Below are 25,061 nucleotides of genomic sequence, written 5' to 3'. Positions count from 1 at the left end.
CGGCAGGCGGTCGCGAGGACATCTTCCGCTAGGAGAGATCAGCCGTGTCTGACGTGCTGTTCGTGTTGCTGACGGTGGGGCTGTTCGCGGCGCTCGCCCTCGTGGTGAGGGGCGTGGAGAAGCTGTGAGCGCAGTCAACGCCGTCGGCCTGGTGCTGGCGATCGGGCTGGGCGTGTTCCTGGTCGTCGCCCTGCTGTTCCCGGAGCGTTTCTGATGAGCATGACGACAGCCGGCGTGCTCTTCGTCCTGTCGCTGGTGGCGGCGCTCGCCGCCGTGCACCGGCCGTTCGGCGACCACATGTACCGGGTGGTCGCCGGAACCCGGTCGTCCCTCCTCGAGCGGCGGATCTACCGCCTGGTCGGGGTCAACCCGGCCGCCGAGCAGACCTGGGGCGTGTACGCCCGCTCGGTGCTGGCCTTCTCGGCGGTCTCCCTGCTGTTCCTGTACGCGTTCCAGCGTCTGCAGAACCATCTGTGGCTCTCGCTGGGCTTCGACCCGGTGGTGCCGCACGGCGCCTGGAACACCGCTGTGTCGTTCGTGACCAACACGAACTGGCAGTGGTACTCGGGTGAGTCGACGATGGGCCACCTGGTGCAGATGGCCGGCCTGGCGGTGCAGAACTTCGTCTCGGCCGCTGTCGGCATCGCCGTCGCGGTGGCGCTGGTCCGGGGCTTCGCCCGCAGCCGCACCGGCGAGCTGGGCAACTTCTGGGTCGACCTGACCCGGGTCACGCTGCGGATCCTGCTGCCGATCGCGGTGCTCGGCGCGCTCGCGCTGATGCTCGGCGGGGTGGTGCAGAACCTGTCCGGCGGCACCGACGTGACCACGCTGACCGGCGGGGCCCAGACGATCACCGGCGGGCCGGTGGCCGGCCAGGAGGTCATCAAGGAGCTGGGCACCAACGGCGGCGGCTTCTACAACGCCAACAGCGCCCACCCGTTCGAGAACCCGACCGCGTGGACGAACTGGCTGGAGATCTTCCTGATCCTGGTGATCCCGTTCAGCCTGCCCCGGGTCTTCGGCCGGATGGTCGGGCAGAAGCGGCAGGGCTACGCGATCGCCGCCGTCATGGCGATCCTCGCGCTCGCCAGCATCACCCTCACCAACGTGTTCGAGCTGGCCGGCCACGGCACGGTGCCGCAGGCGGTAGGCGCGGCGCTGGAGGGTAAGGAGGTGCGCTTCGACGTGTCCAACTCGGCCACGTTCGCGGCGGCCACCACGCTCACCTCGACCGGCGCGGTCAACTCGTTCCACGACTCGTACACCGCTCTGGGCGGCATGATGACGCTGGGCAACATGATGCTCGGCGAGGTCGCGCCCGGCGGCGTCGGCGCCGGCCTGTACGGGCTGCTGATCCTCGCCGTGATCACGGTGTTCGTGGCCGGGCTGATGGTCGGGCGCACCCCCGAGTACCTGGGCAAGAAGATCGGCTCGCGCGAGATCAAGTTCGCCTCGATGTACTTCCTGATCACCCCGGCGCTGGTGCTCGCCGGCACCGCCGCCGCGTTCGCCACCGGCAACGACTCGACAGCGCTCAACGTCGGGCCGCACGGACTGTCCGAAGTGCTCTACGCGTTCACCTCGGCCAGCAACAACAACGGCTCCGCGTTCGCCGGCATCACAGTGAACACGCCGTGGTGGAACATCGCGCTCGGGCTCTGCATGCTGCTCGGCCGGTTCCTGCCGATCATCTTCGTGCTCGCGCTGGCCGGATCGCTCGCCCGCCAGCAACCCACACCCGCCTCCGAGGGCACCCTGCCGACCCACCGGCCGCTGTTCGTCGGCATGGTCGTCGGCGTCACGGTGGTCCTCGTCGCGCTCACCTTCCTTCCCGCACTCGCGCTCGGCCCGCTGGCCGAAGGGCTGTGACCCCCATGAGAGACACGGACATGACAGCACCTGTGCAGACCGCCGACGCGCCGGCCCTCGGCACGCCGGGCCGCCGCGACGGCCGGGTCGGCGGCGGACTGCTCGACCCTCGCCAGCTGCTCCGGTCGCTGCCGGACGCGCTGCGCAAGCTCGACCCGCGCACGCTGTGGCGCAACCCGGTGATGCTGATCGTGGAGATCGGCGCGTTGTTCACCACTGTGCTCGCGGTGACCGACCCGTCGGTCTTCGCGATCGCGATCACCGTCTGGCTCTGGCTCACCGTGATCTTCGCGAACCTGGCCGAGGCGGTCGCCGAGGGGCGCGGCAAGGCACAGGCCGACACGCTGCGCCGGGCCAAGCAGGACACCATCGCCACCCGCCTGGTCGGCTGGACGCCGGGCGCCGCCGCGAACGCGTACCGGGACGAGGCGGTGCCAGCGCCGCAACTGCGCCAGGGCGACATCGTCCTGGTCGAGGCCGGGCAGGTGATCCCGGGCGACGGCGACGTGGTGGAGGGCATCGCCAGCGTCGACGAGTCGGCGATCACCGGCGAGTCCGCCCCGGTGATCCGGGAGTCCGGCGGCGACCGCAGCGCTGTCACCGGCGGCACCCGGGTCCTCTCCGACCGGATCGTCGTGCGGATCACCCAGAAGCCGGGCGAGAGCTTCATCGACCGCATGATCGCCCTGGTCGAGGGCGCCAACCGGCAGAAGACGCCGAACGAGATCGCGCTGAACATCCTGCTGGCCGCGCTGACGATCGTCTTCCTGCTCGCCGTGGTCACGCTCCAGCCCATGGCGATCTTCGCCAAGGGGTACCAGGCCGCCGCGCCGGACAGCGCCGCGATCACCGACTCCGGCGTCACCGGCGTCGTCCTGGTCTCGCTGCTGGTCTGCCTCATCCCGACCACCATCGGCGCGCTGCTGTCCGCGATCGGCATCGCCGGCATGGACCGGCTCGTGCAGCGCAACGTGCTGGCGATGAGCGGCCGGGCGGTCGAGGCGGCCGGTGACATCAATACGCTGCTGCTGGACAAGACCGGCACGATCACGCTCGGCAACCGGCAGGCCGCCGAGTTCCTGCCGGTGACCGGCGTGGACGCGGCCACGCTCGCCGACGCGGCGCAACTGTCCAGCCTGGCCGACGAGACCCCGGAGGGCCGCTCGGTGGTGGTGCTCGCCAAGAACGAGTACGGGCTGCGCGAGCGCGAGCCCGGTGTGATCCCGCACGCCACGTTCGTGCCGTTCACCGCGCAGACCCGGATGAGCGGCGTCGACCTGGACGCCGACTGCGACGTCCGGCAGATCCGCAAGGGCGCCGCCGCCGCGGTGATGAAATGGGTACGCGAGAACGGCGGCCACCCAACCGAGCAGGTCGGTGAACTGGTCGACGCGATCAGTGGCACCGGCGGCACGCCGCTCGTGGTGGCCGAGCACGTGGCCGGCGAACCGGCCCGGGCGCTCGGCGTCATCCACCTCAAGGACGTCGTCAAGGCCGGGATGCGGGAGCGCTTCGACGAGATGCGCCGGATGGGCATCCGGACCGTGATGATCACCGGTGACAACCCGCGTACCGCGAAGGCCATCGCCGACGAGGCGGGCGTGGACGACTTCCTCGCCGAGGCCACGCCGGAGGACAAACTTGCCCTGATCCGAAAGGAACAGGAGGGCGGCCGGCTGGTCGCGATGACCGGCGACGGCACGAACGACGCGCCCGCGCTGGCCCAGGCGGACGTCGGCGTGGCCATGAACACCGGCACGTCGGCCGCGAAGGAGGCCGGCAACATGGTCGACCTCGACTCCGACCCGACCAAGCTGATCGAGATCGTGGAGATCGGCAAGCAGTTGCTGATCACCCGGGGCGCGTTGACGACGTTCAGCATCGCCAACGACATCGCGAAGTACTTCGCGATCATCCCGGCCATGTTCGCCGGCATCTACCCGTCGCTGGACCGGCTCAACATCATGCGGCTGGCCAGCCCTGAGTCGGCGATCCTCTCCGCCGTCGTCTTCAACGCGATCGTCATCGTGGCGTTGATCCCGTTGGCCCTGCGCGGCGTGCGCTACCGCCCGGCTAGCGCGTCCGCGCTGCTGCGCCGCAACCTGTGGCTCTACGGCCTCGGCGGCATCGTGGTGCCGTTCGTCGGCATCAAGCTCATCGACCTGCTCGTCCAGTTCGTCCCGGGGATCTCGTGATGCGCCTTCCCAGTTGGCTCGCCCAGCACCTGGCCGCCCTGCGCGCGGTGCTCGTGTTCACAGTGCTGCTCGGCCTCCTCTACCCGCTCGCCCTGGTCGCCGTCGGCCGGCTCCCCGGCCTCGACGGCAGGGCCGACGGCTCACTGCTCACCGTCGACGGCCGTACCGTCGGCAGCTCGTTGATCGGCCAGTCGTTCACCGACGCGGACGGCAACCCGGTCCCGCGCTACTTCCAGTCCCGCCCGTCGGCCGCCGGGGACGGTTACGACCCGACCGCCACCGCGGCCGGCAACCTCGGCCCGGAGAGCGTGGTCGACACGCTCACCGGCGACGAGGAGACCTCCGCGCAGAGCCTGCTCACCCAGGTCTGCGCCCGCAGCAAGGCGGTCGGCGAACTGGACGGCGTGGACGGGCGGCGCCCGTACTGCACGCCGGACGGGGTGGGCGCGGTGCTCGCCGTGTTCCGCGCCGACGGCCTCACCGGCCGGATCACCCGCGTGGTGAGCGTCAACCAGGCCGCGCCCGCGACGCCGTTCGTCACCACCTGGCAGGGCGTGCCGGTGGAGGCGGCCCGGCCCGGCCACGACTACGTGGCCGAGGGCGGCATCGTCACCCCGGTCCGCGGGGACGCCCCGGCACGCCCCGCCGTACCGGCCGACGCGGTCACCGCCAGTGGCAGCGGCCTCGACCCGCACATCTCCCCGGCGTACGCCCGGATCCAGGTGGCCCGGGTGGCGCGGGAGCGCGGCGCGGACCCGGCGGCGGTACGGCGGCTGGTCGCCGAGCACACCACCGGCCGGGCGCTGGGCTTCATGGGCGAGCCCGGGGTGAACGTGCTGGAACTCAACCTCGCGCTGGACGAGGCGTTCCCGGCGCGCTGACGGAAGTGTTAAGAAGGGCCCCCTTCACCTCGCGAGGCGTTAACAGGGGGCCCTTCCTTGCACTCAGGGAGGATGGGGTTGTGGGCAGGGGTGAACTGCGGATCTATCTCGGGGCCGCCCCGGGCGTCGGCAAGACGTACGCGATGCTCGAAGAGGCCCGGCGGCGGGCCGAACGCGGCACCGACGTGGTGATCGGCCTGGTCGAGACGCACGGCCGCCGGCACACCGCCGAGATGATCGGCGACCTGGAGGTGGTGCCGCGCCGGTCGATGACCTACCGGGGCGTCGAGTTCACCGAGATGGACCTGGACGCGGTGCTGGCCCGGCGGCCCGAGGTCGTCGTGGTGGACGAGCTGGCCCACACCAACGTGCCCGGCTCCCGGCACGACAAGCGCTGGCAGGACGTGCAGAAGCTGCTCGACGCCGGCATCAGCGTGCTCTCCACCGTCAACGTGCAGCACCTGGAGTCGCTCAACGACGTGGTCGCGCAGATCACCGGCACCACCCAGCGGGAGACCGTGCCGGACCAGGTGGTCCGCGCCGCCGAGCAGGTCGAGCTGGTGGACATGACGCCGGAGGCGCTGCGCCGGCGGATGGCGCACGGCAACATCTACCGGCCCGACAAGATCGACGCCGCGCTCGGCAACTACTTCCGGGTCGGCAACCTCACCGCGCTGCGCGAACTGGCGCTGCTCTGGCTGGCCGACAAGGTCGACGAGCAGCTCGACGCGTACCGCGCCCAGCAGGGCATCTCCGACACCTGGGAGGCGCGGGAACGGGTGGTCGTCGCGCTGACCGGGGGCCCGGAGGGCGAGACGCTGATCCGCCGGGCCGCCCGCATCGCCGCCCGCAGCAAGGGCGCCGACCTGCTCGCCGTGCACGTCGCGCGCAGCGACGGGCTGGCCGGCGCCGACCCGGCCCAGCTGGCCCGGCAGCGGGTGCTGGTGGAGAGCCTCGGCGGCACGTACCACCAGGTGCTCGGCGCCGACATCCCGGCGGCGCTGCTCGACTTCGCCCGGGGCGTCAACGCCACCCAGCTCGTGCTCGGTGCGAGCCGCCGGGGCCGGTTCGCGCAGGTGTTCGCCAGGGGCGTCGGGGTGACCACCACCGCGCTCTCCGGCCCGATCGACGTGCACCTGGTCACCCACCCGCAGGCGGGGCGCGGGCGCCGGGCCGGGGCGGTGCCCGCCGCGCTGTCCCGGAGGCGCCGGCTCGTCGGGTACGCGCTCGCGGCGCTCGGCATGCCGCTGCTCACGCTGCTGCTGCGGACGCTGCCCGACCTCACGCTGACGAACGACATCCTGCTGTTCCTCGCCGGAGTGGTCGGCGTGGCGCTGGTCGGCGGGCTGTGGCCCGCGTTGGTAGCCGCGCTCGGCGGCTCGCTGCTGCTCAACTGGTTCTTCACCCCGCCGTACCGGACGCTGACCATCGCCGAGGCGGACAACCTGCTCGCGCTGGGCGTGTTCGTGGGCGTCGCCATCGCGGTGAGCTGGGTGGTCGACGTCGCGGCCCGGCGTACCCGGGAGGCGGCGCGGGCCTCCGCCGACGCGCAGACGCTGGCCACCGTCGCGGGCAGCGTGCTGCGCGGCGAGCGGCCGCTGCCCGCGCTGCTGGACCGGCTGCGGGAGACGTTCGGGCTGCGCGCGGTGAGCGTGCTCGAACTGACCGCCGAGGCCGAGGGGCGGCCGGCGCGCGCCCGGGAGGAAGGGGCCTGGCGGGTGGTGGCCGAGGTCGGGGAGCGGCCGCCGGGCAGCCCGAGCGCGGGCGAGACGGTGGTGCCGGTGGACGACCGGCTCAGCGTGGTGCTCGCCGGCCGGCGGCTGGAGGCGGCGGACCGCCGGGTGGTCGAGGCGTTCGCCGCGCAGGCCGCCGTCGCGCTGCGCCAGGAGCGGCTGGCCGAGGAGGCCGCCACCGCCCGCCCCCTCGCCGCCGCCGACCGGATGCGCACCGCGCTGCTCGCGGCGGTCAGCCACGACCTGCGTACGCCGCTGGCGTCGGCGAAGGCCGCGGTGAGCAGCCTGCGCAGCCACGACGTCGAGTTCGACCCGGACGACCGGGAGGAGCTGCTTGCGACCGCGGACGAGTCGCTGGACCGGCTGGGCCGGCTGGTGGCGAACCTGCTCGACATGAGCCGCCTGCAGGCCGGCGCGCTCGGCGTCACCACCACCGCGATCGGGCTGGAGGACGCCGTACCCCGGGCCCTTGACGAACTGGGCCCGGCGGCGGCCGAGGTCGCCACGGACATCCCGGCCGACCTGCCGGCGGCGCTGGCCGACCCGGGCCTGCTGGAGCGCGTGCTGGTCAACGTGGTGTCGAACGCGCTGCGGCACAGCCCGCCCGGTCGCCCGCCGACGATCACCGGCAGCGCGCACGCCGGGCAGGTCGAGCTGCGGGTGATCGACACCGGGCCGGGCATCCCGGAGGACCAGTGGGAGCACGTCTTCCTGCCGTTCCAGCGCCTCGGCGACCGGGACAACCAGACCGGCGTGGGCCTCGGGCTGGCGCTGTCCCGTGGTCTCGCCGAGGCGATGGGTGGCAGCATCACCCCGGAGACCACACCCGGCGGCGGGCTCACCATGGTGTTGCGGCTGCCGGCCGCCCCGCACCCGGAAGGGCCGCAGGAATGACCCGCATCCTGGTCGTCGACGACGAGCCGCAGATCCTGCGCGCCCTGCGGATCAACCTGCGCGCCCGGGGCTACGACGTCGAGGTGGCCGACAGCGGCGCCGCCGCGCTCAAGGCCGCCGCCGGGCACCCGCCGGACCTGGTGGTGCTCGACCTGGGCCTGCCCGACCTGGACGGCACCGAGGTGATCAGGGGCCTGCGCGGCTGGACCGGCGTGCCGATCATCGTGCTCTCCGGCCGGGCCGGCAGCGAGGACAAGGTGGCCGCGCTCGACGCGGGCGCCGACGACTACGTCACCAAGCCGTTCGGGGTCGACGAGTTGCTCGCCCGCATCCGCGCGGTGACCCGGCGGCTCGCCCCCGCCACGCCCGCCGTGCCCGCGCTGCGGATCGGCCGCAACACCGTCGACCTGGCCGACCGGACCGTCACCCGCGACGACGGCGTCGAGGTCAAGCTCACCCCCACCCAGTGGGCCATGCTGGAGAAGCTGCTGCGCAACCCGGGCAAGCTGGTCAGCCAGCGCCAGCTGCTGCACGACGTGTGGGGGCCGGAGTACCACCAGGAGACGAACTACCTGCGGCAGTACATGGCCCAGTTGCGGCGCAAGCTGGAGGACGACCCGGCCCGGCCCCGGCACCTGATCACCGAGCCCGGGATGGGCTACCGCTACCGCCCCTGACGTTTGCGACCGCCTCGGCGGGGGACTCGGCGAGCCGGTCGGGCGGTGGGGGAGGGGCATGGCGGGAAACCGGTCCTCGGAGGGGTTCGGCCGGCGGCTGGACGAGCACGCCATCGACGCCGGCGCGGCGGAGCCGGAGCGCCCCGACGGGCTGGTCGACAGCGGCGTCTACGTCGACGGGGTACGCCGGGCGTCGCCGGTGAGCCTCGCCGACACGTACCGCTGCCTGCAGCAGCTCGACGACGCGATGGCCTGGATCGGGCTGCTCCGGCCGGGCCGCGAGCAGATCGGCTCGCTCGCCGCCGAGTTCCAGCTCCCCGACCTGGCCGTCGAGGACGCCATCAACGCCCATCAGCGCCCCAAACTGGAACGGTACGGCGACACCCTGTTCGTGGTGCTGCGCGCCGCCCGCTACCTGGACGAGCGGGACGCTGTCGAGTTCGCCGAACTGCACCTGTTCCTCGGGCCGGGATTCGTGATCACCGTGCGGCACGGCGGCACGCCCGACCTGGCCGAGGTGCGGCGGCGGCTGGAGGCCGAGCCGAACGTGCTCGCGTTCGGCCCGGAAGCAGTGCTCTACGCCGTGCTCGACCGGGTGGTGGACGGCTACGCGCCGGTGGTGGCCGGGCTGGAGAACGACATCGACGAGATCGAGACCGGGGTGTTCGGCGGGGACCCGAACGCCAGCCGCCGCATCTACGAGCTGAGCCGCGAGGTGATCCAGTTCCAGCGGGCCGCCCGCCCGCTGCTGAAGGTGGTGGACGAGCTGACACACGGCTTCGACAGGTACGGCACGGACGAGGAGCTGCGCCGCCGGATGCGCGACGTGGCCGACCACCTGACCCAGGTGGTGGAGCGGGTGGACGGGTTCCGGCACCTGCTCCAGAACATCCTCACCGTCAACGCCACACTGGTCTCGCAGGCGCAGAACGAGGAGATGCGCAGCCTGACCGCCGCCAGCTTCGAGCAGAACGAGGAGATCAAGCGGGTCTCCGCCTGGGCGGCCATCCTGTTCGCGCCGACCCTGATCGGCACCGTCTACGGGATGAACTTCGGCCACATGCCGGAGCTGGGCTGGCGGTACGGCTACCTGTTCGCGCTCGCCCTGATGCTCGCCGTCTGCGGGGCGCTCTACCTGCTGTTCAAGCGCCGCGGCTGGCTGTGAGCCGGACCGGCCGCGCCTCGGCAGTGACCGCACGCCAGTGGTGATCCACTAAAGTGTCCGGGTGACTACCCCCCGTCGTCCGTACGTTGCCCGGGCCTCGTGTCGTGGAGGAATGCGCTGATCGGGGACACGGTGCCGGCCCCGCGCGGCGGTCGCCGGACGAGCACGGGGAAGCGAGGGCTGGCGGGCCACTGTGCCCGGCTCGTCGCGTCCCGGCCGTTCGAAGTGGCCATCGTGGTGCTCATCATGGCCAACGGCGTGGTGCTGGGCATCGAGACGTACCCGAACCTGGGCGCCGCCGGGCCGGTGCTGCGGTGGACGGAGTGGACGTTCCGGGCGGTCTTCGTCGTGGAGATCACCATCCGGATCCTCGCGTACGGCCGCCGACCGCAGGACTTCTTCCGGCACGGCTGGAACGTCTTCGACCTGCTGGTCACCGCCGCCATCTTCATCCCGGGCCTGCACGGCGACTCGGCGGTGCTGCGGTTCATCCGGGTCGCCCGGGTGCTGCGCCTGGTCCGCTTCTCACCCGGCCTGCGGACCATCGTCGCGGCGCTGTGGCGCAGCCTGCCCGGAGTCGCGGGTTTCCTCGCGCTCGCCGCCGTCACGCTCTACGTGTACGGCATGGCCGGCTGGCTGATCTTCGGAACCCGCTACCCCGAGCAGTACGGCGACATCGGCCGTTCCCTCGTCACGCTGTTCGTGCTGCTGTCCCTGGAAACGCTTCCGGACCTGCTGGAACAGGGCCTGGAGGTGTCGCCGTGGACGCTGCTCTACTACGTCAGTTTCGTGATGATCGCCGTCAACCTGCTGCTGAACATCCTCATCGCGGTCATCGTCAACTCGATGGAGGAGGCGCGCCGCCTGGAGATGACCGAAGGGCTGGCGCCGGACTACGACTCCGACGGCGACGGGATACCGGACGAGCTGGACCGGATCGCGATCAGCCAGCGCCTGGACGACCTGCGCATGGTCGTCGCCGAGCTGGAGCGGGAACTACGCATCGACCGGGAGGAGCCGCCCGGCGCGCCGCGCCGCCGCCAGCACTCGGACCACTGACCGGCAGGTCATGACAGTTCTGTGACGAAAACGGCCCGCACGTTTGGCCGGGCGGTTGATCGGGGCAACCACCGAGGCGCCAACACATCTGAGGGAAGGGACGCCTCTCGTGGAGATCACGGGCTTCTTCACCGCGCTCATCATCGGCCTCGTCATCGGCGCGCTCGGGCGCCTGGTGGTGCCGGGCAAGCAGAACATCCCGATCTGGCTGACCCTGCTCATCGGTGTGGTCGCCGCGTTCGTGGGCACCCTGGTCGCCGGCGCGTTCGGCGTCGACGACACCCCCGGCATCGACTGGATCGAGCTGGCGCTCCAGGTCGGCTTCGCGGCCATCGGCGTCGCCGTCTTCGCCGGTCTGTACGGTCGTCGCCGCGTCTGACCGGACCGAAGGAAGGGCCCCTTCTTAACGCATTCTGCATAAGAAGGGGCCCTTCTTAACGCGCGCGTGCGGCTACTCCCGCCAGCCGGTCAGCTCGACGCCCTTGGCCAGCTCCACCCGGAAGCCCAGCGCGATCTCGCCGCTCTCGCCCGGCGCGAGCGACAGCCGCCAGGTCAGCTCGCCCAGCTCCGTACGCTCGGCGGGCGGCGGCGTCAGCGCCGTCTCGCGTACCGCCACCGCCTCGTCCCGGGACACCGGCAGCTGGTCGCGCACCTCCACAGTGGCCAGCCGGGGGGTGTGGTTCGCCACCGTGATCCGGTACTCCACCTCCCGACGCCGCGTCGACCCGAGCGTCGCCTTGCTCTCGGTGCGCCGGTGCAGCTTCCGCTCCACCCGTACCCGGTCGTCCACACCGAGCGCCAGCTCGGTCTCCTCGCCCGGCGCCCACGTCGGCAGCCGCGTCGCCGCCACGAAGTCCGCGCCGTGGAACACCGACGCCGGGCCGGTCAGCAGCGTGTGGTCCGACGTGTTGCGGACGGTGGCCCGCAGGTGCGCCTCGGCGGCGCGTACCGGCACGCTCACGTGGTCCAGCCGGGCCGGCAGCTCCAGCGCCGCGACTGTCACCCGGTGCGCGCTGCCGTCGGCCGGCACCGCCACCGGCCGGGCGGGCCGGTAGGTCGCCGCCGTGACGCCCTGCTCGACCTCGGCGACGCTCTCCCGCACCGCCGGCCGGGGCGCCGCGGACCGCGCCGCGCCGGCCCGGCCCGCCGGTGCCGCGCCGGGCGCCGGGGGTGGCACCATGCCGTCGAACGACGCGGCCGACACACCCATCGGCGGCTGCGGGCGGAGCCGGTCGAGATACCAGGGCGACAGTTCGGGTACGCCGCTGGCCGCCGCCGGGCGGGCGGTGGAGAGCAGAAGCTCGCACTCCGGCCAGTCCTCCCCGGTGCCCTGGCTGACCAGCCCGAACCAGGTGACAGTCATGGTGTCCTCGACCAGCCGCAGGTCGTAGGAGGGCGTCCAGCGGGCGCCGTCGACCAGGTAGCTCAGCTCCAGCTCCACCTCGGTGTCGTCGGCGTCGACGGAGACGGACACCTCGGCGGCCAGCCGGTCCGGCGCCCGCTTGCCGCGCGCCGCCTCCAGCTCGCGGTCGACAGCGGCCAGCTCCTCCGCCAGCTCGGTGCGCCGCCGGGCCAGCCCGCGCCGCCGGGCCCGGGACTCGGCGAGCTGCCCGGACACCGAGTCGGTGAAGGCCGCCACGTCGGCCGGGGCCGCGTCGCCCGCGGCCAGCGCCCGGGCGTACGTGCCACCGGCCCGCTCGGCCAGCCGGGTGAGGAACTCGCCGCGCTGTTCCTCGATCGCGTCGGTGTCCCCGACCTCGGTCAGCTCGTCGGCGAGTTCGCGACGCCGCCGTTCCAGCTCGACGACCTGGGCGTCGGTGCTGCGGGCCTGCCGCCACGCGACCACGTCCACCCCGAGCACCGTCACCGCGCCCCGGCCACCCACCCGGATCGAGTCCCGGCGCAGGCCCAGCGGGAGCGGAGCGACGCGTACCCGATGGTCGCCGACGGCCAGCCGGACGCGGCCGCGGCGGGTGACCCGGGCGCGGTCCGGGTAGACGGTCACGCCGACGACCGGCGCATCGATCTCCAGAGTGTCCACGGCGGCGAGGGTAGTTGAGCCGCGCCCACGACGGGGCTACCGAAGGCGCATCCGCTGGTCGACTGCGAGCGTCGCCGGCTCGCGCTCGGTGAACGGCAGCGGGGACGCGGATCGTGATCCAGCTCGATCGGCGCCGAGGTGTCCTCCACCACTTCGCCGAGAGGCCGTCGAGCCGACGTGAGCCCACGGGAGGCGATCAGGGCCGAATTCTGGCACGGTGTCGGGTAGCGACGGGCGCGGTTGAGGGGGAGTGGTGGAGTTCTCGGTGACGACCAGACAGGGCCGTGTCGGCCCGGTGATCGAGGTCGCCGGTGATCTGGACATGGCCAGCTCGCCGCAGTTGCGTGACCGGCTGCTCGAGGTGGTGGAGACCGGTGCGCGGACGGTGGTCGTCGACCTGACCCGGGTCGGGTTCGTGGACTCCAGCGGCCTGGGCGCACTCGTGCTCGTCTACAAGAACCTGCGGGAGCGCGGCGGCTGGCTCGGCCTGGCGGTCGTCCGCCAGTCGATCCGCAACGTCTTCTCGATCACCTCGGTGGACCGCGTCATCCCGCTCTTCGACACGGTGCGGGACGCCGAGGACGGATCAGCGGCGGCGGTGCGCTGAGGGCTCCTCGTCCGGGCTGACGCGGGCGCTGTCGGCGCCGGCGGTGCTGTGCCGTGGGCCGTGGCCGCCGTACCAGTCGACGACGAGCAGCGTGGCGTCATCGGTCAGAGCCGGGCCGGCGATCTCCAGCACCGCGTCGGACAGCGCCCGGACCGCCTCGCGGGGATGCAGGTGGGCGAGGCGGAGCAGCGCCCCGGGCAGGTCCAGGTCGGCGGCGTTGCGTTCGCGCATGCCGTCGGTGACCACCACCAGCCGGTCGCCGGGCAACAGGGCCAGCTCTCCGCTGCGGTAGCTCTCGCCGAGGAACATCCCGAACGGAAAGTTGCCCGGCAGCTCCACGGGGACGACCCGGCCGTCCCGGACCAGCATCGGCGGGACGTGGCCGGCGTTCAGCAGTTCGCAGCGCCCCGTGGCCAGGTCGATGCGGCCCAGCACGGCGGTGACGTACGCGCCGCGTACGTTCGCGTGCTCCGCGACGGCCCGGTTGGTCTCCTCGGCCTGGGTGACGAGGCCGACGCCGCGCCGGCGGGTGTTGCGCAGGCTGCCCACGCCGAGGGTGGCGGTGAGCGCGCTCGCCACACCGTGGCCCATCGCGTCGGTGACGCTGAGGTGCAGCAGATCCCGGGCGAGGCTGTAGTCGAAGGTGTCGCCGCCGACGCTCGCGGCGGGTTCCAGCCAGCCGGAGAGCGCGAAGGCGCCGGCCTCGCAGGTGAACGAGGCGGGCAGCAGGCGGCGCTGGATCTCGGCGGAGAGGCTGAACGGGGTGGTGCGCTGCCCCCACTCGAACAGGTCGGTGTGCCGGCGGTTGGCGATGACCACGAACGCCAGCGCGTGCGCGGTACGGGCGATCGAGTTCACCGCGTCGCCGTCCGGCTCCTCGGGCAGGCCGACCTCCAGCAGGCCGATCGTCTCACCGCGGTCGGTGACCGGCGCCAGCACGGTCCACGTGCCGTCGCCGGCGACGACCTCGGGGGCCTGCTGACGCAGGGTGCGCTCGTAGGGCCCGCCGTCGAACGGGAAGACCTCGGCGTCCTCCTCGCCGTGGCGCCGGCCGTTACCGCCGCCGTTCGGCTGGTGGGTCAGCCGGACCAGCGCACGGCCGCTGAGATCGGCGATCAGCAGCGAGACGCCACGCGCGTTCAGCGCCGTGGCGATGACGCCGGTGACGGCCTCGACCGCCTGCACCGGGGCGGCGTTCTCGGCCGACTGCAACATCCCGGCAAGCACCGCCTGCTCGCTGTCCTCCACCCCCTGAGCATATTCAGCGCGCCGCACGGCCGCCTCACGAGCGGACGCCCGCGCCCGGAGGGTCTCCGCCGTCGACGGTTCCCTATTGCATATGATTGGCAACTACCGAATAGTGGCAGAAGCGGGCGGGTGCTCGGGCACGCGATGATCTGATCTTCGCCGGAGCGCCCGCCCGGCCGCTACCGAGGACGAGTTCGAGGGGTTGCCGGTGGCGATCAAGCCCAAGCCCGTACGCGTGGCCGCGACGCTCGCCGCCGCACTGCTCGCCGTCGCGGGCTGCTCGTCGCCAACGGCCCCGCCCGGCGGCACGGGCAACGCCGGCACGCTGGTGGTCGCCACCGCGGGCGAGCCGGACACGCTCAACCCGGTGCTCAACTACGGCGTCGACGGCGCTTCACTGATCTTCGACGGGTTGGTCGCCCGGGACGCCCGCAACGAACTGGTGCCCGCCCTGGCCCGCGAGCTGCCCACCGTCTCCGCGGACGGGAAGACGGTCACCGCGAAGCTGCGCGAGGGAGTGCTGTTCCACGACGGCAGCCCGCTGACCGCCCAGGACGTGGCGTTCACCTACCAGGCGGTGCTCGACCCGGGAGTCGACTCGACGCTGCGCTCCGATCTGGACGTGCTCGTCTCCGTCACCGCGCCCGACCCGGCGACAGTCGTGTTCACCCTGAAGTACGCGTACGCGCCGTTCCTGCAACGGCTGGCGCTGGGGATCGTTCCGGCGAAGGCGTTCGCCGGGCAGGACGTCAACAAGGCCGGCTTCAACCGCAAGCCGGTCGGCACCGGCCCGTACCGGGTCACGTCCTGGACGCCGGGTGACCGGCTCGTGCTCGCGGCCAACGAGACGTACTGGGGCGGCAAGCCGGCGAACTCGGGCGTGGTGGTGGCGTTCGTCGCCGACGACAACGTTCGGGCCCAGCGGATGCGGGCCGGCGAGTTCGACGCGGCGGAGCTGGCGCCGAAGCTCGCCTCCGGGTTCGAGGGCCGCAACGGCTACCGGGTGCACAAGGTGCCGACCGCCGACTACCGGGGCGTCATGCTGCCGATGGGCAACCCGGTCACCGGCGACCTCGCGATCCGGCGGGCGCTGAACGTCGCGGTGGACCGGCAGGCCATGGTGACCGGTGTGCTCGGCGGGGCCGGGGAGCCCGCGTTCGGGCCGGTGCCGCCCACCTCGGAGTACGCCGAGCCGTCGATCACGGGCAAGCCGGCCGCCGACATCGCCGGAGCGACGGCGGCGCTGGACGCCGCCGGGTGGAAGCCCGGCCCGGACGGCATCCGGGTCAAGGACGGGCGTACGGCCGCGTTCACGATCATGTACCCGGCCACCGACAGCCTCCGCAAGGAACTGGCCCTGGCCGTCACCGCCGACGCGAGGAAGGTCGGCATCACTGTCACGCCGGAGGGCCTGACCTGGGACGCGATCACCCCACGGATGGGGAACGACGCGCTGATCATGGGTTACGGCACGCCGTACGACCCGGACTTCGTCTCCTACAAGCTGTTCAGCTCGGCCTTCGCCGGGCAGGGCTTCTTCAACCCCGGCTCGTACCGCTCGGCGGTCACCGACGCCGCGTTGCGGGACGGCCGGGACAACGCCGACCCGGCGGCCCGCAAGGCCGCGTACGCCACGTTCCAGAAGCAGCTCGCCGCCGACGTGCCGTGGGTGTTCCTCACCTACCTTCAGCACACCTACGTGCTGAAGGACGCGGTGACCGGGGTGGCGCCGCGGGTCGAGCCGCACGAGCACGACGTCGCCAACAGCATCTGGTGGAACGTGCACACGTGGACGAAGAAGTCGTGACGGCGCCCGTGACCGGCCGGCGGCGGCTGGCCGGGGCGGGTGCCGTGGTCCGGCGGCGGCTGCTGGTCGCCGTGCCCGTGCTGGCCGCGACCAGCATGGGCATGTTCGCCCTCGGCGCCGCCTCCCCGATCGACCCGGCCCAGCAGTACGCGGGCGCGGCGGCGTTCACCACCAGCGAGGAGAACCTGGCGCAGATCCGCGCCAACTGGGGTGTCGACGACCCGCTGCCGGTGCAGTACGCCCGCTGGGTCGGCAACCTGCTGCGCGGCGACCTGGGCTGGTCCACGAGCCGGCACGAGCCGGTCACCTCGGTGCTCGCGTCCCGGGCCGGGTGGACGCTGCTGCTCGTCGGGACCGCGCTGGCCCTGGTGCTGGTGGCGAGCGTGCTGCTGGGCACGCTGGCCGCGTACCGCCGTGGCGGCTGGTTCGACAGGGCGCTGCGCGCCGTCGCGTACGCCGTGCAGTCCATGCCGGTGTTCTGGATCGGCCTCGCGGCGATCGCGGTGTTCGCGCTCAGTCTCGGCTGGCTGCCCGCCGGCGGGCTCACCGACATCACCGCCACGAGCACCGACCCGGCCGACGTGGCCCGGCACCTGGTGCTCCCGGTGACAGTGCTGGCGATCTCCCAGGCGCCGTGGTTCGTCCTGTTCGTCCGCGACGCGGTCGCCGAGAGCCTGCGCGACGACCACGTCCTGGCCGCGCGCGCCCGGGGGCTGCCCGGCCGGGTCGTCCTGTTCGGACACGCGCTGCGTACCGCGTTGTTGCCGTTCCTCACCCTGGTCGGCACGCACCTGCCCGAACTCGTCGGCGGCGCGGTCCTGGTGGAGACCGTGTTCTCGCTGCCCGGCCTCGGCGCGGTCACCGTCGAGGCCGCGCTGGGCGCCGACTTCCCGCTGCTCGCGGCCACGACCCTGGTCACCACCGTCGTGGTGCTGACCGCGAACCTGCTCACCGACCTCGCCTACGCCGCCGCCGACCCCCGGGTACGCCTCGATGACTGACCTCGCCCTCCCCACGCGCGTCCGGCGCCTGCGCCGAACCGGCGGCATCGGCACGACTGTCGCCGTCGTCGTGCTCGCCGGTGTGGTCGCCGCCGCGCTGCTCGCCCCGGTCCTGTGGCCGCTGGACCAGAGCGCCGTCGACCTCTCCCGTACCCGGCTCGCGCCCTCGCCGGAGAACCTGGCCGGCACCGACGACCTCGGCCGCGACGTGGCGGTGCGCAGCCTCTACGGCCTGCGCGTCTCGCTGTTGGTCGGCGCGGTCGCGGCGCTCGTCGCCGCAGTCATCGGCGGGCTGGTCGGCGCGCTCGCCGGCAGCGTCGGCGGCTGGGTCGACCGGGCGCTCATGCGCGTCGTGGACACCGTCGCCGCGCTGCCGCACCTGCTGCTGGGCATCTTCATCGTGGCGATGCTGCGTCCCGGCCTCGGCGCGGTGATCGCGTCCATCGCGCTGACGCACTGGCTGTCCACCGCCCGGATCGTCCGCTCCGAGCTGCTCAGCCTGCGCAACCGGCCGTTCGTGGACGCCGCGATCTCCGGCGGCGCGAGCCGGGCCCGGGTGCTCACCCGGCACCTGCTGCCGCACGTGCTGCCGCGCCTGGCACTGGCGACCACGCTCATGGTGCCGCACGCCGTCTGGCACGAGACCGCGCTGTCGTTCCTCGGGCTCGGCCTGCCACCGCACCTGGCCTCGATCGGCAACATGATCAACGACGGGCAGCGGTCGCTCCTCACCGGCGCCTGGTGGGCCAGCATCGTCCCCGGCCTCCTGCTCGTGGCGGCCACGCTGGCGCTCGCTGTGCTCACCGGACGGTGGCGCGACCGCCTCGACCCGCGCGTACGGGCGGAGCTGCACCTGTGACCGCCCCGGCGCTGCTGACAGTCGACGGGCTGACCGTCCGCTTCCGGCTGCGCGACGCGCTCGTGCACGCCGTCACCGACCTGAGCCTCACGCTGCGGCCCGGCGAGCTGCTGGCGGTGGTCGGCGAGTCCGGGTGCGGCAAGTCCGTCCTCGCGCACGCCCTGCTCGGCCTGCTGCCGCGCAACGCCACAGTCACCGGGCACGCCCGCCTGCAGGCGCCGGGACGCGACGAGGTCGACCTGATCGGCGCGGGGGAACGGCACCTCGCCCGGCACGTACGCGGCCGGGGCGTCGGCCTGGTCCCGCAGAGCCCCGCCACCGCGCTCACCCCCGTGCGTACCGGGCGGAAGCTGCTGGAGGAGACGCTGCGCGCCCACGGACACACCCGCCGCGACGCGCCGGCCGCCGCCGACCGGATCGCCGCCGACGTCGGTCTCGACCCGGCCGACCTCAACCGGTACCCGCACGAGCTGTCCGGCGGCATGGCCCAGCGGCTCGCCACCGCGCTCGCCCTCGCGCCCGACCCGCCGGTGCTGCTCGCCGACGAACCCACCACCGGCCTCGACCGGCCGCTCGTCGACCACACGCTCGACCTGCTGCGCCGCCGCTGCGACACCGGCGCGGCGGTCCTGCTCATCACGCACGACCTGTCCGCCGCGCGCCGCGTCGCGGACACCGTGGCCGTCATGTACGCCAGCCGGGTCGTCGAACACCGCCCGGCCGAGGCGCTGTTCGACGACCCGGCCCACCCGTACACCGCCGGGCTGCTCGACGCGCTGCCCGACCGCGCGTTCGTGCCGGTGCCGGGCCACCCGCCGGCGCTCACCGACCTGCCCGGTGGCTGCGCCTTCGCCCCCCGCTGCGTCCGCGCCACCGACACCTGCGCGACAGTGCCCCGCCTCGGCACCGACGGCGCGGGCCGGGTCGCCTGTCACCACCCGCTGCGCGAGGGAGTACCGGCATGACGCTCACCGCTACCGGCGCGACCGACGCCGCCGCCCCGGGCGCCGCGCCGGCCGGCGGGCTCGCCGCGTGCCAGGTCTCCGTCGCGTACGGCGGGCAGCGCGTTCTCGACCGGGTCGACCTGCACATCGCTCCCGGTGAGACGGTCGGGCTGCGCGGACCGTCGGGCAGCGGCAAGTCCACGCTCGCCCGCGTCCTCGCCCTGCTGCACGCCCCGGACAGCGGGCACGTCACGATCGACGGGCAACCGCTCGGCGGCGTCCGCCATCGCCTGCCTGCGGAACTGCGCACCCGCGTGGCGATCCTGTTCCAGAGCCCGCGCGCCGCCACCGACCCGCGGCTCAGCCTCGCCGACATCGTCGCCGAGCCGCTACGTGCCACCGGCACACCGCGCCAGCAGGCCGCCGCCCGCGCGGCGGAGCTGGCCGACCTGGTCGGACTGACTCCCGACCTGCTGACCCGCCGTCCGCACGCGGTCAGCGACGGGCAACTGCAACGCGCCTGCCTGGCCCGCGCCCTGGTCCACCGGCCGGACTACCTGCTCTGCGACGAGGCGACAGCGATGCTCGACGCCTCCACGCAGGCGCACGTCGCCGCCGTCATCGGCGACTACCAGCGCCGGCAGGGCGCCGGGGTCCTGGTCATCACCCACGACCCGGCGCTGATGGCCCGCTGGGCCACCCGGGTGGTGGACCTGCCGGCGGCGTGACGTCGCCTCACTCCTGCACCGGGCGGCGCACGGTGCCCAGCGCCCCGGCGACGACGGTCCCGAATCCGACCGCCATGAGCGGCATCCCCATCTCGAAGGGCAGCTCACCGACCCAGTTGATGCTGTCGCGCTCCGGCAGCGCGCCCAGGCTCACCGCGACCACCGCACTGGCGAGGAACATCCCGGCCACCGCCGCGCCGATCGCGAGCTTGGCGCACGCCACGCTCCGCCCGGCCCAGAGGCCGGCCAGGACGGCGATCACCAGGGACACCACGACCAGCCAGGTCCAGCCGCCCTCGGTCTCCAGATAGGCCCAGCCCGAGTACGACCACTGGTGCCGGCGGCTGGCGCGGAACCACGGGATCAGGTAGCCGAGCAGCGCGGTGGCGCTGCCGACCGTGAGCAGCAGGTCAGGGGCCGGGCGGTACCAGCGAGGGGAGTCGTCCATGCTTCCGGAAGGTAGCAGTAATAGTGATCCACGCACGCGGTGGCGGCGTCACGGACCGGCCGTACGGACGTGGCGGTGGCCCGGCCGCTGTGCCGCGACCGGGCCACCAGGCGCGTTGCGCTGTCAGCCGCCCAGACTCGCGGCGGCGGACTGGATCGCCGAGGCGAACGTGCTGACCTGGGTGTAGACGCCGGGGTAGTTGGGGCGGGCGCAGCCGTTGCCCCAGCTCACGATGCCCACCTGGATCCAGGCGCCGGCGGCGTCCGGGCGGAACATCGGGCCACCGGAGTCACCCTGGCAGGTGTCGACGCCGCCGCTGGCGTACCCGGCGCAGATCTCCTCGCTGGGGATGACGTCGCCGCCGTAGTAACGGTTGCAGGTGGTGTCGTCGACGAACGGCACGCTGGCCTTGAGCAGGTAGCGCTGCTGCGCGCCGCCCTCCCGCGCGGCGCCCCAGCCGGCCACCGTGAACGTGCCGCTGTCGTACGCCGTGGTGGTGGCGATCTTCAGCGTGGTGAGCGAGGTGACCGGGCTGGCGAGCCGGATCAGCGCCCAGTCGTCGCCGTTGCCGTTGTAACCGGGGGCCCGGTAGACGTAGTTGGAGCGGACCTGGATCCGGCTGGAGGACTGGAGGTCCACCACGCCCAGCGTGGCGGTGATGCTGGTGTTGGACCCGGTGCGGCCGACGCAGTGCGCGGCGGTGAGGACCAGTCGCGGGCTGTAGAGCGCGCCGCCGCAGCCCATCGAGAGCCGGACCATGAACGGGAATTCGCCCTGCGCGGCCCGGGTGCCGCCGACGACGTACGGCGTCATGTCCCCGGCCGGCGCCGCTGGGGCCGGCGCGGTCACGGTGACCGCTCCCGCGGTGACGACTGCCAACACGGCCGCCAACCGGCCGACAAATCTGCGCCAACGGACCATGGTCCCCTCCAGACATCGACTGTGTGCCGCCCGCCGGGGCCGCACGCGGTGGCAGGAGCCTATTGGCATCCATCGATGTCTGGCAATGAATCTGTGCATCCCGTCTGCGTCATACGCCGCGCGTGCCGGTGCCGTTTCCGGGCACCGGCACGCGTGGGCCGTGCGGTCAGCACCAACCGTTTATCGGCCCGTTGACGCCGGTGGAGAGGTAGGCGTCGGACACCCAGCTGCCGTCGCTGAGCCGGTCCCACAGCGCGGTGGTGCCGTAGCGGCCGGTGTGCGAGGTGCCGTTGGCGGAGCAGGAGATGGTGACGGTGGCGCCGTCGGCCACCGACCCGAGGGCGCCGTACCCGGTGCCGGGGCCGGAGCGCCGGGTCAGCGAGCCGCCGCCGTTGGCGTCGACGACTCCCTGGTTGAAGCCGAGCGCGCCGTAGTTGTAGACGCCGCCACCGCCGCCGACGTAGGCGGATCCGTGCCGGGCGCCGCCCTGGTACGCCGCAGCGCCGCTGACGAAGTCCCACTTGCCGATGCCGTGCCCGGCGATCGGGACGTACGCCGAGTTCTGCCGCAGCCCGAAGTGCACGTGCCGGCCGGTGGCGGAGCCGCCACAGGTGACGTCGGTGCCGGTGTTGCCCAGGACCGTGCCCTGGGCGACGCCCGCGCCGTTGACGGAGATGCTGTTCCACAGGTGGTAGTAGTCGGTCGAGTAGCCCCGGTCGTGGATGACCCGGATCCATCCGGTGCACATCGTGTACGCGGTGCCGGCCCGGGCGGCGCGGACGACCTGGTCGCCACCGGCGAGGTCGACCGAACTCCACGGCGCGGCGGCGCCGCCCCAGCCGTGCGGCCCGGAGGTGAGCGTCCACGTCTGCCCGACCGCGAACGGCAACGCCATGCCGGTGCGGAAGTCTCCGCCCGCGAGCAGCGGTGTGACGGGCGTGGTGAAGACGGCCTTCTCGGTCTCGCTCACCAGCGGCGACGCGGCGGCCAGGTCACCGAACGCGGCCTCCCCGTCGAACGCGACGGTCCAGCCCTTGGCGTCGGCCCGGGCGAGGAAGACCGAACCGGTGGGGTGCGCGTCCGCGGACCGGTCCGCCAGCAGCACCGCGGTGCCGAAGGCCCACCGTCCGTTCGCGCGGGTGACGCTGATCCGGGTCCGCTCCGCGCCCGCCGCGCGGGCGGTGGCTGCGTCCGCCGAGCCGAGAAGCTTCGCGGTCACGGCGTCGGCGACGGGTTCCGGTGTCGTGCGAGGAGCGGCAGTGGCGGGTGCCGGGGCCACCGCCCAGGCGGCGATCGCCGCCAGGGCGCAGGAGAGCATGAGCCGTCGCATGGAGCCTCCCTATCGACATGTGTCACTGAATGGAGAGGCTATCGACGCCGATGAAAGTTGTCTACAACTCTCCGCGTGATGGTGAAGGATCTGTGCATCGGGGCGTACCCGGAAGTGGATCTTCCGGCGGCGGCGGGGTTGATCCGCCGCTGGCCGGGTAGCTGAGCGACATGCGAGTACCGACCCTGGTCAAGACCGCGGCGGCAGTCACCGCGACCGCTGCCGCGGGCGCCGCCGCCACCTCCACCGGCACTTCGACGCGCTGGTACCGCCGCCTGCGCAAGCCCGCCTGGCAGCCGCCGTCGGCCGCGTTCCCCCTGGTCTGGACCCCGCTGTACGGGCTGATCGCGCTGGCGGGCGCCCGGGCGCTGGACCGTTCCGAGGGGCCCGAACGCGCCGCCTTCGCCCGCGGCTACGCGCTCAACCTGGCGCTCAACGCCGGCTGGAGCGCCCTGTTCTTCGGCGCCCGCAAGCCCGGCGCCGCGCTGGCCGAGATCGCCGCGCTGAACGTCTCCAACCTGGTGCTGCTGCGCCGCGCGGCGCGCACCGACCGTTCCGCCGGGGCGGCGCTCGCCCCGTACGTCGCGTGGACCCTCTTCGCCACCGCCCTCAACGGCACGATCGTCGGCCTCAACCGGGGGCGGTGACCGCCGCTCGCCTCATCGGGCCGGGTTCCCGTCGGCGGACGCCGGACGGGTCGCGCGCCACGACGCCAGGAGCCGCAGCCGATCAGCGTCCGGGCTGCCCGGCTCGGCGGTGAAGACGAGCACGACCGGGCCGGGACTGCCCGGCAGCGGATAGGTGTCCCAGTCCAGGACGATGTCGCCCAGTCCGGGCACCCGGAACGTCTTGGTGCCGCTGACCGACGCGCGGACGTCGTGCCGTGCCCACAGCCGCCGGAACTCCGCGCTGCGGATGCTCAACTCGCCGACGATCGCGGTGGCGCGGGGATGTGTGGGGTCGTCGGCGACGGCGGCGCGCAGCATGCCGATGTACTCCAGTGCCTGCCGTTCCCAGTCCGGGCAGCTGCGTCCCCCGGTCAGCGCGTCGTCGAACAGCAGCAGGAGCATGTTGAGCCGGCCGGGCGGGTGGTCGGCCGGGTCACCGAGCAGCGCCTGCGCCATCGGGTTCCAGTCGAGCAGGTCCAGGTGCCGGCCGAGGACCACCGCCGGGGTGTCCATCACCCGCAGCAGCCGTCGGGTGCTGTCCGGCACCCGCTCCGGCCCGTGGTCGACGCGGGCCGGCATCGGCCGCCGGGCGGCCCGGGCCAGCGTGAACAGGTGCCGGCGTTCGGTGTCGTCGAGAGCGAGGGCGCCGGCGATCGCGTCCAGCACGTCGTCGGAGGGGCGTACCTCCCGGCCCTGCTCCATCCGCTGGTAGTAGTCGGTGCTCAGCCCGGCCAGCAGGGCCAGCTCCTCACGCCGCAGGCCGGTCACCTTGCGCCGGCCGCCCGGCTCCAGGCCGACGTCGCGCGGACGCAGCCTGCCACGCCGGGCGCGCAGGAACGCGCCCAGCTCGCGTGCGTACGGATGCGGGCTGCTCATGCGGCCAGTGTGCCGTGACGCCGCCCGCCCAGGGTAGGTCCCGCGGACCTGGGCAACAGCGAACGACCGAGACCGGCCGGACCGCTCCTAGCGTCATCGCTCGACGCGAACCCGCACCCGAGGAGCAGCAGATGACCGGATGGACCACCGACCGCATCCCCGACCAGCGCGGCCGGGTCGCCGTCGTGACCGGCGCGAACTCGGGCCTCGGCCTGGTCACCGCCACCGAATTGGCCCGCCACGGCGCCCACGTCGTGCTGGCCGTGCGGAACACCGCCGCCGGTCGGGAGGCCGCCCGCCGCATGGGCGGCGACACCGAGGTACGCGAGCTGGACCTGGCCCGCCTCGATTCGGTACGCGCGTTCGCCGCGAAGCTGACCGCCGACCACCCGACGATCGACCTGCTGGTCAACAACGCCGGCGTGGTGCTGCTCGGCCCGCGCCGTACCTCCGCCGACGGCTTCGAGCTGCAGTTCGCCACCAACACGCTGGGCCCCTACGCGCTGACCGGCCTGCTGCTGGACGCGCTCGCCGGGGCGCGGGCGGCGCGGGTGGTGAGCCTCAGCTCCCTCACCCACCGCAACGCGCGGCTCGACTTCGGCGACCTGATGTCCGAGCGCGACTACCGGGCCTCCGCCGCGTACGGCCGGTCGAAGCTCGCCACCACCGTCTTCGGCGTCGAGCTGGACCGCCGTTTGCGCGCGGCCGGGTCGCCGATCGTCAGCGCGCTGGCGCATCCCGGTCTCACCCGCAGCAACCTCACGCCGCGTGCCTGGGAACACCGGGGCCGGCTCGGACGGCTGATCGGGCGGCTCGGCCTGCTCGCCACCCAGCCGGTCGAGCGGGGCGTGTTGCCGCAGTTGCGGGCCGCGACCGACCCGGACGTGCGTGGCGGCCAGTTCTTCGGCCCGTCCCGGCTCTTCGAGAGCTGGGGCCCGGTGACCGAGGCGCGGCTCAGCCGGCAGGCCGCCGACCCGGCCGTGGGCAGGCGTCTTTGGCAGGCGGCGGCGGAGCTGACCGGTGTCAGTTACCTCTGAACCCGCGGCGCGAGTGGGATTTTGCACTCCCAGTGCACTTGTCTCCGGTTTCGCTGCTGCCTAGCGTCAGGCC

General features: G+C 73.3%; 23 protein-coding genes. 17 read left to right on the top strand and 6 right to left on the bottom strand.

Annotation, left to right across the window (positions count from 1 at the left end):
• The first annotated feature begins 124 nt into the window (after positions 1-124).
• The 9 genes from kdpF (at position 125) to AMK25_RS02330 (ending at position 10,852) form a co-directional block, all read left to right on the top strand.
• Positions 125-214, top strand: coding sequence for a K(+)-transporting ATPase subunit F (gene kdpF / locus AMK25_RS02370; protein WP_036343797.1), 90 nt, complete (start codon positions 125-127; stop codon positions 212-214).
• Entirely contained in the window at positions 214-1,869 is a 1,656-nt protein-coding gene (gene kdpA, locus AMK25_RS02365; RefSeq protein ID WP_073825832.1) for a potassium-transporting ATPase subunit KdpA, read from the top strand. The genes kdpF and kdpA overlap by 1 nt, the downstream gene beginning before the upstream one ends.
• Positions 1,870-1,889: 20 nt before the next feature.
• Positions 1,890-4,064 (top strand): potassium-transporting ATPase subunit KdpB, encoded by a 2,175-nt coding sequence (gene kdpB, locus AMK25_RS02360; protein WP_073825830.1) that lies wholly within the window; start codon positions 1,890-1,892, stop codon positions 4,062-4,064.
• Positions 4,064-4,945 carry a potassium-transporting ATPase subunit C gene (locus AMK25_RS02355; protein WP_073825828.1) on the top strand — a complete coding sequence of 294 codons (882 nt, stop codon included), beginning with the start codon at positions 4,064-4,066 and terminating at the stop codon, positions 4,943-4,945. The genes kdpB and AMK25_RS02355 overlap by 1 nt, the downstream gene beginning before the upstream one ends.
• 80 nt (positions 4,946-5,025) lie before the next feature.
• Positions 5,026-7,572, top strand: coding sequence for a sensor histidine kinase (locus AMK25_RS02350; protein WP_073825825.1), 2,547 nt, complete (start codon positions 5,026-5,028; stop codon positions 7,570-7,572).
• Complete coding sequence (locus AMK25_RS02345) at positions 7,569-8,249, top strand: response regulator (protein WP_030503484.1); 681 nt, start codon at positions 7,569-7,571, stop codon at positions 8,247-8,249. The genes AMK25_RS02350 and AMK25_RS02345 overlap by 4 nt, the downstream gene beginning before the upstream one ends.
• A gap of 58 nt (positions 8,250-8,307) precedes the next feature.
• Positions 8,308-9,414, top strand: coding sequence for a magnesium and cobalt transport protein CorA (locus AMK25_RS02340; RefSeq protein WP_073825822.1), 1,107 nt, complete (start codon positions 8,308-8,310; stop codon positions 9,412-9,414).
• Positions 9,415-9,513: 99 nt separating this feature from the next.
• Positions 9,514-10,473, top strand: coding sequence for an ion transporter (locus tag AMK25_RS02335; RefSeq protein WP_274534135.1), 960 nt, complete (start codon positions 9,514-9,516; stop codon positions 10,471-10,473).
• A 109-nt stretch (positions 10,474-10,582) separates the two neighbouring features.
• Positions 10,583-10,852, top strand: coding sequence for a GlsB/YeaQ/YmgE family stress response membrane protein (locus AMK25_RS02330; protein WP_073825816.1), 270 nt, complete (start codon positions 10,583-10,585; stop codon positions 10,850-10,852).
• Between the two features lie 72 nt (positions 10,853-10,924).
• Here the strand turns inward: AMK25_RS02330 and AMK25_RS02325 are convergent, their stop codons facing one another.
• Positions 10,925-12,514 (bottom strand): DUF4139 domain-containing protein, encoded by a 1,590-nt coding sequence (locus tag AMK25_RS02325; RefSeq protein ID WP_073825813.1) that lies wholly within the window; start codon positions 12,512-12,514, stop codon positions 10,925-10,927.
• A 265-nt stretch (positions 12,515-12,779) separates the two neighbouring features.
• Here AMK25_RS02325 and AMK25_RS02320 point away from each other — a divergent pair, with 265 nt between their 5' ends.
• On the top strand, positions 12,780-13,121 hold the full coding sequence (locus AMK25_RS02320; RefSeq protein WP_241826218.1) for an STAS domain-containing protein: 342 nt from the start codon (positions 12,780-12,782) through the stop codon (positions 13,119-13,121).
• Here AMK25_RS02320 and AMK25_RS02315 read toward each other — a convergent pair.
• Positions 13,101-14,369: a PP2C family protein-serine/threonine phosphatase gene (locus AMK25_RS02315; RefSeq protein WP_073825810.1), complete on the bottom strand. Its 1,269-nt coding sequence runs from the start codon at positions 14,367-14,369 to the stop codon at positions 13,101-13,103. The two genes, AMK25_RS02320 and AMK25_RS02315, sit on opposite strands and share 21 nt — an antisense overlap.
• Positions 14,370-14,577: 208 nt before the next feature.
• On the opposite strand from AMK25_RS02315, the gene AMK25_RS02310 reads away from it, so the two are divergent.
• Genes AMK25_RS02310 through AMK25_RS02290 form a run of 5 tightly spaced genes read left to right on the top strand, consistent with a single transcriptional unit; the run spans position 14,578 to position 19,708 of the window.
• On the top strand, positions 14,578-16,176 hold the full coding sequence (locus tag AMK25_RS02310) for an ABC transporter substrate-binding protein (RefSeq protein ID WP_073825807.1): 1,599 nt from the start codon (positions 14,578-14,580) through the stop codon (positions 16,174-16,176).
• Positions 16,158-17,177 (top strand): ABC transporter permease, encoded by a 1,020-nt coding sequence (locus AMK25_RS02305; RefSeq protein WP_241826217.1) that lies wholly within the window; start codon positions 16,158-16,160, stop codon positions 17,175-17,177. Before AMK25_RS02310 ends, AMK25_RS02305 begins: the two co-directional genes overlap by 19 nt.
• On the top strand, positions 17,170-18,036 hold the full coding sequence (locus AMK25_RS02300; RefSeq protein ID WP_073825801.1) for an ABC transporter permease: 867 nt from the start codon (positions 17,170-17,172) through the stop codon (positions 18,034-18,036). The genes AMK25_RS02305 and AMK25_RS02300 overlap by 8 nt, the downstream gene beginning before the upstream one ends.
• The gene (locus tag AMK25_RS02295) at positions 18,033-19,001 is read left to right on the top strand and encodes an ABC transporter ATP-binding protein (protein ID WP_073825798.1); all 969 of its coding nucleotides are present in this window, start codon (positions 18,033-18,035) and stop codon (positions 18,999-19,001) included. Before AMK25_RS02300 ends, AMK25_RS02295 begins: the two co-directional genes overlap by 4 nt.
• Entirely contained in the window at positions 18,998-19,708 is a 711-nt protein-coding gene (locus AMK25_RS02290; protein WP_073825795.1) for an ABC transporter ATP-binding protein, read from the top strand. The genes AMK25_RS02295 and AMK25_RS02290 overlap by 4 nt, the downstream gene beginning before the upstream one ends.
• A gap of 7 nt (positions 19,709-19,715) precedes the next feature.
• On the opposite strand, the gene AMK25_RS02285 is transcribed toward AMK25_RS02290, so the two are convergent.
• From AMK25_RS02285 to AMK25_RS02275, 3 genes are all read right to left on the bottom strand, one after another.
• Positions 19,716-20,156: a hypothetical protein gene (locus AMK25_RS02285; protein ID WP_073825792.1), complete on the bottom strand. Its 441-nt coding sequence runs from the start codon at positions 20,154-20,156 to the stop codon at positions 19,716-19,718.
• A gap of 123 nt (positions 20,157-20,279) precedes the next feature.
• Positions 20,280-21,077: a S1 family peptidase gene (locus tag AMK25_RS02280; RefSeq protein ID WP_073825789.1), complete on the bottom strand. Its 798-nt coding sequence runs from the start codon at positions 21,075-21,077 to the stop codon at positions 20,280-20,282.
• 166 nt (positions 21,078-21,243) lie between these two features.
• Positions 21,244-22,407: a peptidoglycan DD-metalloendopeptidase family protein gene (locus AMK25_RS02275; protein ID WP_073825786.1), complete on the bottom strand. Its 1,164-nt coding sequence runs from the start codon at positions 22,405-22,407 to the stop codon at positions 21,244-21,246.
• 170 nt (positions 22,408-22,577) lie between these two features.
• On the opposite strand from AMK25_RS02275, the gene AMK25_RS02270 reads away from it, so the two are divergent.
• On the top strand, positions 22,578-23,054 hold the full coding sequence (locus AMK25_RS02270; protein WP_073825783.1) for a TspO/MBR family protein: 477 nt from the start codon (positions 22,578-22,580) through the stop codon (positions 23,052-23,054).
• Positions 23,055-23,066: 12 nt separating this feature from the next.
• Here the strand turns inward: AMK25_RS02270 and AMK25_RS02265 are convergent, their stop codons facing one another.
• On the bottom strand, positions 23,067-23,951 hold the full coding sequence (locus AMK25_RS02265; RefSeq protein ID WP_073825780.1) for a helix-turn-helix transcriptional regulator: 885 nt from the start codon (positions 23,949-23,951) through the stop codon (positions 23,067-23,069).
• Positions 23,952-24,082: 131 nt separating this feature from the next.
• Between AMK25_RS02265 and AMK25_RS02260 the strand changes: the two genes are divergently transcribed.
• Positions 24,083-24,988, top strand: coding sequence for an oxidoreductase (locus AMK25_RS02260; protein ID WP_073825776.1), 906 nt, complete (start codon positions 24,083-24,085; stop codon positions 24,986-24,988).
• Positions 24,989-25,061: the final 73 nt, after the last annotated feature.

Origin of the sequence: Micromonospora sp. TSRI0369 (assembly GCF_001905625.1) — a bacterium.
Taxonomy (GTDB): Bacteria; Actinomycetota; Actinomycetes; order Mycobacteriales; family Micromonosporaceae; genus Micromonospora; species Micromonospora echinospora_A.
This window is presented reverse-complemented; position numbering and strand designations above follow the sequence as displayed.